The organism is Tepidanaerobacter sp. EBM-49 (assembly GCF_001896645.1).
GTDB classification, from domain to species: Bacteria; Bacillota; Thermosediminibacteria; order Thermosediminibacterales; family Tepidanaerobacteraceae; genus Tepidanaerobacter; species Tepidanaerobacter syntrophicus.
Genome location: NZ_MPPE01000047.1, coordinates 1 through 11,348, shown reverse-complemented (window position 1 = coordinate 11,348; position 11,348 = coordinate 1). Strand labels below are relative to the sequence as shown.

Sequence of the window (11,348 nt, the reverse complement as noted above, 5' to 3'; positions counted from 1 at the left end):
ATCCAAGATATCAAAATTAGATTCAGTTACCCTAGAAGTTATAATCGATGACATCTTTGACTATGAAAGCTTAGATGATGTAAAAAAGTATATTAACTAAAGGTGTCAGGCACTCACTTATACACTTATTAAGTAACTGATACACAAGAGAACTGACCTTAGCTGGTTGGTTCTTCTTTTTTTAACCAGCCAATTAGGTAGGCTTAAAAAATATTAGCTTACCCGGAGGCGTCTTTCTTATCATTATACCGTTATTTTTATCTACTCTTGGGAAACGTAGTATTTTTAAATGCTCTGAAGATGTCCTTTTTATGCCTTAAATCAAACATGGTATATTATTATTTTTACTGTATAATATAATTAAAAGCAATCTAAGAAGTAAAAGGATAGGCGCACGGAGGTAAATATGGTATTTAATATGGATAGCATTAAAGAGGCTTTGAAAAAAGATAAGATAAAGTGGAGTGGACATATTTTAACTAGAACAGCACAGAGGGACTGACCCCTTGTGCTGAGAATCCGATTTCTTTTATGTGGGACATTTCAATGGTCTCGGGCGGACTCCTTATGTTAGACAGCCTTAAAATTAGAATCCATTGTGGAAGAAATAAAGAAAAACAAAGCAGAAGTATTTATCGTAAACTACAGTGAAATGGTAGCTTAAAGTTTTTAGCCCTAGAGCACTTGCTTTAGGGCTTTTTCTCTACCTGATTTAGGTGAGTAAATGCAAGAAATCTGCATCTAAGGAACATAGTGCGCATTTAAAAACGAGTGCAACCAAGACCCGCAAAATAGAATATATCCTTACTCCAGATACAAATAAGTGTTGAGAAAGCAAAAAGCGATTTGTACAATTTTTTAGATTTTCCTTGATAAAAATTGATATCTATACTACAATATAGTTAACCGATTAGTTAAGTTAACTAAATGGTTAAGTTGGGTGGCGATGCGGGGCGTGAAATTTAAATATAAAAGCCGAACGGTAGAAAAATACTTCAGCAATTTTGAATTGATGAAAAAGAAAATAGGAATAGATTTAACAAGAAGTATAAAAAAGCGCTGTGATCAATTAAAAGCTGCTGTTAATTTCGATATCTACCTCAGTACCGGGCTGGGGAAACCTCATTCGTTGTCCGGCAATTTACAGGGATATTACGGAATTACTATTTCTGGCAATATTAGACTTATAGTCAAGCCTGATGCCGAAAATTTAGATTCCGCTTCTTTAAAAAATTGTGATTTGATTGTTATAGGAGGAGTGATGGATTACCATGGCCAAAAACAAGAGTGGCTTATCTCGTGAACTTATTATTCATCCGGGAGAGACTTTAAAAGAAGTCCTCAAAGAGCGGGGGATGAGTCAGAAAGAATTAGCTTTAAGAACTAATGTGACAGAACCACATGTCAGCAATGTAATTAAAGGTCAAAAAGATATATCAGTTGCTTTTGCCAAAAAATTAGAGTATGCCTTAGGCATTGACGCTAGTTTCTGGATCAATCTGCAGGCTAATTATGATAAAGAGCTGGCAGATTTTGAAGATATCAATGCCATCTCAGATGATGAGCTTAAGATTGCCGAAAATTTAAAGAATATCGTAAAACACCTTAAACAAAAGGGATTAATAAACCAAGAAGCACAGGGACCAATGCTTGTTGTTTGGCTGAGGAAACTTTTAAATGTCAGCAGTCTAAAACAAATTCCAGAGCTATTTCAAGCGGGTGCTTATCGCTTGGAGACGGCTACTAGTGTGAATCCATATGTTTTGTTTACATGGCTGAGAATGTGCGACTTGATAATAGATGACCAGAAGATTGAGCAAGAACTTGATACAGATAAGTTGAAACAAAAAATCCCCCTGATAAAAGAACTAATGTTTGAAGAAAATGTGGCTAAAATTCAGTCCCGGCTAAAAGCTTACTTGGCTGATTGTGGAATCAAATTTTCAATCGTTAAACACTTTAGGGGTGCTCCGGTTCAGGGTGTGATTAAAAAGAACGATGACGGTACTTTAAGCTTGATCATGACCACTAGGCGAAAATTTGCAGATATCTTTTGGTTCACATTCTTTCATGAAATCGGACACATCATTAACGGAGATGTTGAGGACAAATTAATCGATTATGACTTTACAAAAAGTGAAGCAGAAGATAGAGCAGACAAATTTGCCGCAAATACTTTGCTCGATGCGGAGGAATATGATAAGTTTGTGCAAAAAAGAGATTATTCATTGCCTAATATCAAGCGATTTTGTGCTAAGCAGAATATACCTCCCTACATTCTTATTGGTAGGCTCCAAAAAGATAAACACCTTAAATATTATCAATACTCGGATGAGAAAGTCAGCTACGAATCGAGGGGGAACTGAATAATAGTGATTTTGAGGGACTAAAACAGCACAGAGGGACTGACCCCTTGTGTTAAATACAAAAAACCCTTGCGAGTTTAATCACAAGGGTTTTAGATTTCTTATTTGGTGGAGCTGATGGGATTCGAACCCACAACTTCTACAATGCCATTGTAGCACTCTCCCATTGAGTTACAGCCCCATTTTAAATTAATGAGTATTATCTACCATATAAAAACTTATAGCTAAGATGCTCTCCCAGCTGAGCTATATCCCCGGAAACTTTTACAGACGCTTATCAGTATACCACTTTTGCAGGATATGTCAAGACAAAAAACCAAGTAGTCAGTTCTTGCTGAACGCCTTGATATATATGGTATGGTGGGCGCGGCAGGTTTCGAACCTGCGACCTCTTGAATGTGAGTCAAGCGCTCTCCCCCTGAGCTACGTGCCCATATATGGTGGAGATAAGGGGGATCGAACCCCTGACCTTCTGATTGCGAACCAGACGCTCTCCCAGCTGAGCTATATCCCCAATTTCCAAAATTAAAGTGCGACAGCAAATTTATTATAATATAAAACGTGACAAAATTCAAGAGCCGCAATTTCCTATTTTAGCGGCGAGATTTTATTGAGTTTTGCTCGCCTCTTTGTTATATTGATGGTAAGGCAAATAATAGGAGATGAATTTCGTGAAATTCAAAGGCGGATATACTAATTATGGCCAAACTATTGGCATACTAATGCTTGACACGATTTTCCCAAGGCTCCCGGGCGATATAGGAAACGCTGAAACATTTGATTTTCCGGTAAAATATAAAATAGTTAAAGGCGCCCGACCAAACAAAATAATGGGAATAGGTGTGGGATGGTCTTCTTACGATATTCCTGTTATAATAAAGGGGATGAAAGAAGACGCGATATTTCCGTCGGTTTTTATAGGGAACAAGCCTGACCTGGATTTGGAAATATTAAATTATGAAATCAAGGAAATGACAGAAGAATTTATCACCGAAAATCCCGACGCCGGAGCTATTGTTTTGGAATGCACTAACATGTGTCCTTTTACCCGGATGATACATGATATATCAGGCCTTCCTGTTTTTGACATAAACAATCTTGTAAACTTCATTCATTATTCAGTAAAGCCAAGAAAATATATTATTTAAATAATGGAGGCGAATGTTAAAGTGAAAGTTGGGTTAATTGGTTTACCTACAGTGGGGAAGACCACTTTTTTTAATTTACTTACACATGCAGGAATTGAGACCAGCGCTTTCCAAAGCGGAAAACTGGATGCGAATTTTGGCCTTGCAAAAGTTCCGGACGAAAGGGTGGATTTTCTAGCCGAAATCTACAAGCCGAAAAAGGTTACATATGCACAGATAGAAGTTACAGACATACCGGGCCTTACAAGAGGAGAAGGGAAAGGCGGCAACCAGTTTCTGGATAATATAAGGAAGGTGGACTGCCTGGTTCACATAGTAAGGGCGTTCAAGGACGAAAATGTAATACACCCGGAAGGCTCCATAGATGTTTTAAGGGATATAGAAAATATTAATTTGGAACTTCTTTTAGCAGACCTGCAGCTTGTGGAAACAAGGCTTGAACGAATAAATACCAGTAAAAAGATTACCAAAGAGGCCGAAGCCGAAAGAGAAATTTTGAAAAAACTTCGTGAGCCTTTGGAAAATGAGGTAGGAATTTCTGATATAGAACTTTCCGATGAAGAGAAAAAAATGATAGAACATCTGGATTTTTTTACTGCAAAACCGATGATAATAGTGGTAAATATTGACGAAGACCAGCTGGTAAACGGGTGGGAACAAAGAGAAGAAGTGCTCAGATACTGTAAAGAGAAAAATCTTCCGGTGCTTGAGATAAGCGCAAAGACAGAGGTAGAGCTCAGCGAGCTTGACGAAGAAGACAGGGCTGAGTTTATGAAGGAACTGAATATTAAGGAGTCTGGAATAGATATGCTGGCAAAGGCTATTTACGAAAAGCTGGATCTCATATCTTTTTTGACTGCCGGCGAAGATGAGGTCAAAGCATGGACAATAAAGAAGGGAACAAATGCGAAGGCTGCTGCAGGCAAGATCCATTCTGATATAGAGCGGGGATTTATAAGGGCAGAGGTAATCAACTTTAAGGATTTTAAAGAATGCGGCGGAAGTATGGCAAAAGCTCGGGAACTTGGAAAGCTCCGGCTTGAAGGCAAAGAGTATATCGTACAGGACGGCGACATTATCAATTTCCGATTTAATGTTTGATTTGACTGAAAAAATCCCTTGTGATATATTTATGACAAAGCAAACTCAAACGGGGTGATATTTTTGGACCAACCCGATGAAATAAAAAGGGTTTCAGTAGCTGTAATAAAGCGGCTTCCTAAATACTATGAGTGCTTGGGGAATTTGTTAAAGAACAACGTGGAGCGGGTTTCATCCCAAGAACTTAGTAAAATTTTAGGTTTTACCGCATCCCAAATAAGACAGGATTTAAACAATTTCGGCGAATTTGGCCAGCAAGGCTATGGCTACAATGTTCAGCAGCTTTATCTTGAAATATCTAAAATTTTAGGTTTAGATACAGTGCATAAGATGGTTCTTATAGGAGCGGGGAATCTTGGCCAGGCTTTGGTAAATTATGGCGAGTTTAGAACCCATGGCTTTGATATAGTGGCGGTTTTTGATACAAATCCTGCTTTGATAGGCCGTAAAATTAATAATGTCCCTATATATTCGACAGAAGAGATTGAATATTTTATTAAAGAGAACGAGATAGATATTGCGGTAATGACAGTGCCAAAAGGCGAAGCTGAAAAAGTCGCAGGTATCCTTGAAAAAACTCGCATTCGAGGCATTTGGAATTTTACACCGGTAGAAATCAAACTTGAAAATGAAGATATTCTTATAGAAAATGTGCATTTAATCGACAGCCTCTTTACTTTAAGCTATCGAATAAACGAAAATAAGCTTCAGAAAAGGCTTTTAAAGCAAAAACGAAAAATCTTTCCTAGGCCGTAGATAAACAACCGCTTATGTGATAGAATAAAGTTAATATGAAGCATAAAGAAGGTAATGGGCTTGAAAAAAACACTCAACCTCATATTAATTTTATTTATGATTTTTGTGCTTGCAGGCTGCAGCGGCAATTCACCGGGAGCAGAGCCTTTAGGTCAAGCTGCAGAGCCTCCTGCGGAAAATATGGCTTTTATATATTATATAAAGTCGAGCTTTCTTGTGCCGGTAAGCTATAATATCGATGTAAATTCAGACAATTATATAGAAAAGGTCAGCACTACCATTAATTTGCTGTTTTCAGGCGATGTGCCGGAAGGATTTGAAAGCGGCGTATCAGGTGTAAAGATAAATAGTTTGAATATAAATCAGGATATTGTATCAGTGGATGTTTCTCGGGAATTAACTGAACTTGCAGTAAAACAAATCGTCTATACCCTTACAGAGTGTGACAATATCCTTCATATAAATATCAGCGTAAATGGCAAACCTTTTGCGAGCATGCTGGAAAGACCTAAGTTCATAAACCCGGTAAACCCGGAGCAATACGCACAAGACAAGGACAATCCGGCAGAACTTAGTAAATACATTACTGTCTATTATACCGATAGTAACAAAAAATATTTAATTCCTTTGACTATCAAGACCGATAAAACATCGGCGGAAGACAGGGCAAAAGAAGCACTAAGATATTTGTCAGAAGGTATAGAGGGAATAGAGGGCATAAGTGTTTTTCCAAACAAAATGAAAATCAGGGAATTTCAAATAAAAGACGGAACAGCGGAGATTGACCTGGATTTAGATGCGCTTTTTGCATTTAATGATGAAGTTCAGTATGCCGAAATTGCAATAGATTCTGTAGTGCGAACCCTTACTTCTATCGACGGCATTGACCAGGTTCAGCTTTTAGTAAATGGCAAGAAGCTAGATTACGTTACGAGCAATATGAGCATTAAAGACCCGATCAAACCTGAAAAATGGTATAATAAGGTAAAATAGGAAATTCAGCGCCTTGAGAGGAAGGCTGTTTTGAGCGGTAAAGCTTTAAACAGTCTTTATTTGTCTTTTTCATATTTTACAATTTGATTACACTTATTTTTTTATAGAGGATTTTAAGCTATAGAGTCGAAGTTATTAATATGTGATTTATTATTACTAGACTAACTGCAGCTATCATAGGAGGTTTTCAAAGACATGCTAAAGAAAATATTTGCCGCAGCCGCAATCTTTCTTTTATTTATAGGCCTTCCCGCATACGCTCTTGCAGATGCAAAGCCTATCGAAATTTACATAAATGGACAAAAAGTTGATTCCGATGTGCCACCGGTTATAGTAAATGATCGGACACTGGCACCTGTGCGAGTTATTTCTGAAAACCTGGGGGCACAGGTTGCCTGGGACAATACAAACAGGCTGGTGAAAGTTGCCACGGCTTCCAAAAATATTACACTAAAGATTGATGATAAAAAAGCAGTAGTAGATGGGCAAGAAATCACCCTTGACGCCCCTGCCACAATAGTAAACGACAGGACGCTGGTACCCCTGCGATTTTTAAGCGAATCCCTAGGAGCTGATGTAACTTGGGACAATGATCAGCGCAGAGTCGTAATAAACAGCGTCAAAACTAAGATAACGGGTTTTTCCTATGAAGTAGTGGATGGCAAACCTGCAGTTGTAATTACGGGAGACGGACCGCTGAACTACAGTGAAGTAAATACTGATATTGCGGGTAAGTTTGCAATCGACGTTGAAGCGAACCTTGGAACAAAGGAAAACGTTTTTGATGTGGACAGTGAATTTTTAGATAAGGCGATTGCAGGGGAAATATCAGTGGATCCTCCTACTGCACGAATTGTTTTAAATCTAAAATCTGCAGCTAGTCCTAAAATAAGCAGCTCATCAGATAAAAAGAACTTGTATCTGACTTTTGATACCGTTTTAAAAGATGTGACGGCAAAGAAAGACGACGGAGATTTAAAGGTAAATATAGAAGCAGCAGACAGCTGTACCATAAATTATTTTCTCCTTTCAAACCCCGACAGACTGGTGCTTGATATCAAAAATATCAAACTGGGAGAGAAAACCTCGGTGGATACACCGGACAACGATTTCGTAGAAAATATAAGGCTGGGGCAATTTTCCGATGATACTGTGCGCGTAGTTTTTGACTTAAAGAAGGACGCTGCTTATCAAGTAAGTCAAAACGGCAGCGATATATCGGTTGTTTTTTCTAAAATTGATACCATCACGAATATTGAGGTTACAAATCAAGGCGGAGTAGCATTTATAGATATTGATGCTGACGGCAAAATCAATTATGAATTTACCGAAGGAAAAAATAAGAAGAAGTTTAAACTTACTGCGTATAATGCAGGACTTGGAGAAGATTTGGCAAACAGCGGAACAATAAATGTAAACAATGGAGTAATAGACAGGATAGAGTTTTCAAAGATAAAAGACGGAAATGCCAGCAATCTTGAAATCACATTCTATGCTGCTTCTTACTCTACGGGGCAGCTGCTGTCAAATTCTCCATCATCCCTTATAAGGCTTGAAATGTACCCATCACAAACAGCTGCCGAAGGCCTGCTTACAGGAAAGAAAATAGTAGTGGACCCCGGCCATGGCGGCAGCGAGTGCGGAGCTTTGGCAAATGGTGTGCAGGAAAAGGACATTAATCTGGGAATTGGTCTTAAGCTTGCAAAAGTTCTTGAAGATAACGGCGCCGAAGTCTATATGACAAGAGATGATGATACATACGTGGGCTTGTATGAAAGAGCGAATATGGCAAATGATTTAAACGCCGACCTGTTTATAAGCATACACAGTAATGCCACAACCGGTTCCACTCCTTCCGGAACCGAAACCCTATATTATCCCACGGCAGAAAAGAAACTTCTTGCCCAGGCAGTGCAAAAAGCTTTGATAAGTGCCATAAATTTAAACAATAGAGGAATAGTAGAGCGCCCGGGCCTTGTAGTTACCAGAGAGACAAAGATGCCCTCAGTATTGGTGGAAGTCGGCTTTATGACAAATCCCAACGATTTTGCGCTTTTAATGGATGACAGCTTCAGACAAAGAGCCGCCGAAGGGATATGCCAGGGGATAATCGATTATTTCAGCCAAAAGACTGATTGACACCAAAATTAGGGTCTGATATGATATGTTTGATTTTTACATGTGGGGGGAGATGCTTTGTTAGCTTCAATCGGCGGGTATCTGCTGATCTTTCTTGCTCGTGTGTCTGATGTTTCCTTGTCAACCGTCAGAACACTGATGATTGTCAGAGGAAAGGGAGTCATAGCAGGCTGCATAGGATTTTGCGAAGTTATCATATACATAACCGCGCTTAACAAAGTGGTAAATAGCCTGGACAATCCTTTAAACCTTCTGGCTTATGCATTGGGTTTTGCGACAGGAAATGTGGTGGGAAGTTTTATCGAAGAAAAACTGGCAATAGGTTTGATGACAGTTCAGGTTATTACAGAACGCGAGGATCTTTGTTTACTGATTCGAAATATGAATTTTGGTGTTACAGTTTTGGAAGGCAAAGGAAAAGAAGGGCCGAAAAAGGTCCTTATTGTATCTTTACCGAGGAAGGACCTTGACAGCCTTTTGAAGGTTATAGAGGAAAATGACAATTCCGCCTTTGTTACCGTTATGGATACCAGAGCGACAAAAGGCGGATATTTTAGGCGTACCATCAAAGAAAAATAGGACTGTTGAAAGATTTAGAGAGGATGATATTTTTTTGCAAAGAGCAGATGGAAGGGCTTATGACGAAATAAGGCCCATAACTATAACAAGACATTTTAACAAATATGCAGAAGGATCAGTGCTTATCGAAGCCGGAGATACGAAAGTAGTCTGCACGGCTACGGTAGAGGATAAAGTTCCTCATTTTCTCAGAGGAAAGGGGCAAGGCTGGATAACTGCCGAGTACTCTATGCTTCCTAGGGCCACAGGTGTTCGAAATGTGCGGGAGACACTAAGACCCAGCGGCAGAACTATGGAAATCCAAAGACTTATAGGCAGGGCACTGCGGTCAGTAGTTGATCTTACTGCATTAGGCGAAAGAACTATATGGCTTGATTGCGATGTACTTCAAGCTGACGGAGGCACGCGAACGCTTTCAATAACCGGGGCGTTTATTGCTATGGCAGATGCCGTAAAGACCTTGATTGACAGCAAAACAATTGAGGCAAGTCCCATCAGAAACCATGTGGCGGCTATTAGTGCCGGCATTGTAAATGGCTATAAGATGCTTGATTTGAATTTTGAAGAGGATTCATGCGCCCAAGTAGATATGAATATGGTTATGACCGATAAAGGGCAGATAGTAGAGATACAGGGAACAGGAGAGGCATTTCCTTTTACTAGGGAAGAATTAAATGATCTGATGGATCTTTCATTTAAAGGCATCTCTGAACTTATAAGGATACAAAAACGGATACTGGAGGATATTTAGAGAAAAGGCCTATGGAACTGGTGATTGCTACAAAAAACAAAGGCAAATTTTTAGAGTTTCAAAGAATGCTGGAGGATATTCCCGTAAAGCTCATGTCGCTGGAGGATTTTCCGGAGATTGAAATTACCGAAGATGGCGCAACTTTTGAGGAAAACGCCCTTTTAAAAGCTAAAATAACTTGCGCAAAAACCGGGATGCCGGCATTGGGAGATGATTCCGGCCTTAGAGTGCAAGCGCTTTCGGGAAGGCCCGGGGTTTTTACGGCCCGGTATGCGGGGCAAGGGGCCTCTGACAAAGATAATATTGAAAAACTCCTTAACGAACTTAAGGATGTACCTTTCGAAAAAAGGCAAGCTGAATTTGTATGCGTGCTGGCTCTTGTGCTGCCTGATGGAAGGACCTTTATTGAGGAAGGAAAGTTGGAAGGATACATAGCTTTGGAGCCTGCAGGGTGCGACGGATTTGGTTATGATCCGATTTTCTTTGTCCCACAGTTGGAGAAAACCCTTGCTGAAGCAGGACCTCAAGCAAAGGATGCAATTAGTCATAGGGCAAAGGCCATAAAGAAAATGAAGACACACCTTATCAATATATCTCAAGGAGGCAAAGCTTGAAAATAGGAGTGCTTAGCGACACTCACGGCATGAAGAACGCTACACAAAAAGTCTTGGAATACATGAGTGAAACGAATAAAGAAATTGATACCATAATTCATGCAGGCGATTTAGTATCTGATGCAAAATTTATTGAAAGATTGGGATACAAGGTATACTGTGTTGCGGGAAATTGCGATCCCATAGGTATAGCACCTGCTGAAAGACTTATAGAAATTGAAGGAAAAAAGATTTTTCTGGCTCATGGCCATACTTATCAGGTAAAATATGGCGTAAATAGGCTTTTGGAGCGAGCAAAGAATCTTTCAGCCGAAATCGTTATATTTGGCCATACTCATATTCCCGAAAACTTAAAAGTTGCCGGAGTGCTGCTGTTTAACCCCGGCAGCGTAACTTTGCCAAAGCAAGGCGGACCGGGGACTTTCGGGATTTTGGAAATTGCCGGAAAAGATGTTTTTGCGCACCATGTGCAGGTCAAATAACGGGTTTGAAATACCGGAGAAATTATGTTAAAATTATCTTGACGCAAAAAGTTATTTAATGTATACTATAGATTGTCTCAAAGATGACGGGGCATAGCGCAGTTTGGTAGCGCACATGGTTTGGGACCATGGAGTCGGGGGTTCAAATCCCTCTGCCCCGACCATGCGGGAATAGCTCAGCTGGCTAGAGCGTCAGCCTTCCAAGCTGAATGTCGCGGGTTCGAATCCCGTTTCCCGCTCCATCTTATTAATGCGCCCGTAGCTCAGCTGGATAGAGCAACGGACTTCTAATCCGTGGGTCGGAGGTTCGAATCCTCTCGGGTGCGCCATTGTGGTGGGTATAGCTCAGCTTGGTTAGAGCGCCAGATTGTGGCTCTGGAGGCCGTGGGTTCGAATCCCACTATCCACCCCATAATTTT

At 39.9% G+C, this 11,348-nt stretch carries 11 protein-coding genes and 7 tRNA genes; 15 read left to right on the top strand and 3 right to left on the bottom strand.

What is annotated here, in order from left to right:
* Nucleotides 1-955: 955 nt before the first annotated feature.
* Both BUE08_RS08545 and BUE08_RS08540 read left to right on the top strand, forming a co-directional pair.
* Nucleotides 956-1,303 (top strand): type II toxin-antitoxin system RelE/ParE family toxin, encoded by a 348-nt coding sequence (locus tag BUE08_RS08545; protein WP_286680736.1) that lies wholly within the window; start codon nucleotides 956-958, stop codon nucleotides 1,301-1,303.
* Nucleotides 1,272-2,366, top strand: a complete 1,095-nt coding sequence (locus tag BUE08_RS08540) for a HigA family addiction module antitoxin (protein WP_286680735.1) — start codon at nucleotides 1,272-1,274, stop codon at nucleotides 2,364-2,366. The genes BUE08_RS08545 and BUE08_RS08540 overlap by 32 nt, the downstream gene beginning before the upstream one ends.
* A gap of 106 nt (nucleotides 2,367-2,472) precedes the next feature.
* On the opposite strand, the gene BUE08_RS08535 is transcribed toward BUE08_RS08540, so the two are convergent.
* The 3 genes from BUE08_RS08535 to BUE08_RS08525 all read right to left on the bottom strand — a co-directional run bounded on the left by BUE08_RS08535 (nucleotide 2,473) and on the right by BUE08_RS08525 (nucleotide 2,880).
* Nucleotides 2,473-2,547 (bottom strand) — tRNA-Ala (locus BUE08_RS08535).
* A 177-nt stretch (nucleotides 2,548-2,724) separates the two neighbouring features.
* A tRNA-Val gene (locus tag BUE08_RS08530) sits at nucleotides 2,725-2,799 on the bottom strand.
* 5 nt (nucleotides 2,800-2,804) lie between these two features.
* A tRNA-Ala gene (locus tag BUE08_RS08525) sits at nucleotides 2,805-2,880 on the bottom strand.
* A 157-nt stretch (nucleotides 2,881-3,037) separates the two neighbouring features.
* On the opposite strand from BUE08_RS08525, the gene BUE08_RS08520 reads away from it, so the two are divergent.
* The 13 genes from BUE08_RS08520 to BUE08_RS08460 all read left to right on the top strand — a co-directional run bounded on the left by BUE08_RS08520 (nucleotide 3,038) and on the right by BUE08_RS08460 (nucleotide 11,341).
* On the top strand, nucleotides 3,038-3,514 hold the full coding sequence (locus BUE08_RS08520; RefSeq protein WP_286680734.1) for an aspartate/glutamate racemase family protein: 477 nt from the start codon (nucleotides 3,038-3,040) through the stop codon (nucleotides 3,512-3,514).
* A 21-nt stretch (nucleotides 3,515-3,535) separates the two neighbouring features.
* On the top strand, nucleotides 3,536-4,615 hold the full coding sequence (gene ychF / locus BUE08_RS08515) for a redox-regulated ATPase YchF (RefSeq protein ID WP_286680733.1): 1,080 nt from the start codon (nucleotides 3,536-3,538) through the stop codon (nucleotides 4,613-4,615).
* A gap of 63 nt (nucleotides 4,616-4,678) precedes the next feature.
* On the top strand, nucleotides 4,679-5,371 hold the full coding sequence (locus tag BUE08_RS08510) for a redox-sensing transcriptional repressor Rex (protein ID WP_059031589.1): 693 nt from the start codon (nucleotides 4,679-4,681) through the stop codon (nucleotides 5,369-5,371).
* 60 nt (nucleotides 5,372-5,431) lie between these two features.
* A complete protein-coding gene (locus BUE08_RS08505; RefSeq protein ID WP_286680732.1) occupies nucleotides 5,432-6,364 on the top strand; it encodes a GerMN domain-containing protein in 933 nt (310 codons plus the stop codon).
* A gap of 195 nt (nucleotides 6,365-6,559) precedes the next feature.
* Nucleotides 6,560-8,503: an N-acetylmuramoyl-L-alanine amidase family protein gene (locus tag BUE08_RS08500; protein WP_286680731.1), complete on the top strand. Its 1,944-nt coding sequence runs from the start codon at nucleotides 6,560-6,562 to the stop codon at nucleotides 8,501-8,503.
* Nucleotides 8,504-8,560: 57 nt separating this feature from the next.
* Nucleotides 8,561-9,082, top strand: a complete 522-nt coding sequence (locus BUE08_RS08495; protein WP_059031586.1) for a DUF2179 domain-containing protein — start codon at nucleotides 8,561-8,563, stop codon at nucleotides 9,080-9,082.
* Between the two features lie 34 nt (nucleotides 9,083-9,116).
* Complete coding sequence (rph, locus tag BUE08_RS08490) at nucleotides 9,117-9,833, top strand: ribonuclease PH (RefSeq protein WP_273702495.1); 717 nt, start codon at nucleotides 9,117-9,119, stop codon at nucleotides 9,831-9,833.
* A gap of 11 nt (nucleotides 9,834-9,844) precedes the next feature.
* On the top strand, nucleotides 9,845-10,447 hold the full coding sequence (locus tag BUE08_RS08485; RefSeq protein WP_286680730.1) for an XTP/dITP diphosphatase: 603 nt from the start codon (nucleotides 9,845-9,847) through the stop codon (nucleotides 10,445-10,447).
* Nucleotides 10,444-10,929, top strand: coding sequence for a metallophosphoesterase family protein (locus BUE08_RS08480; RefSeq protein ID WP_286680729.1), 486 nt, complete (start codon nucleotides 10,444-10,446; stop codon nucleotides 10,927-10,929). The genes BUE08_RS08485 and BUE08_RS08480 overlap by 4 nt, the downstream gene beginning before the upstream one ends.
* A gap of 87 nt (nucleotides 10,930-11,016) precedes the next feature.
* Nucleotides 11,017-11,093 (top strand) — tRNA-Pro (locus BUE08_RS08475).
* Between the two features lies 1 nt (nucleotide 11,094).
* Nucleotides 11,095-11,171: transfer RNA gene (locus BUE08_RS08470), tRNA-Gly, on the top strand.
* A gap of 10 nt (nucleotides 11,172-11,181) precedes the next feature.
* Nucleotides 11,182-11,258, top strand: a tRNA-Arg gene (locus BUE08_RS08465).
* Between the two features lie 5 nt (nucleotides 11,259-11,263).
* A tRNA-His gene (locus BUE08_RS08460) sits at nucleotides 11,264-11,341 on the top strand.
* Nucleotides 11,342-11,348 lie beyond the last annotated feature (7 nt).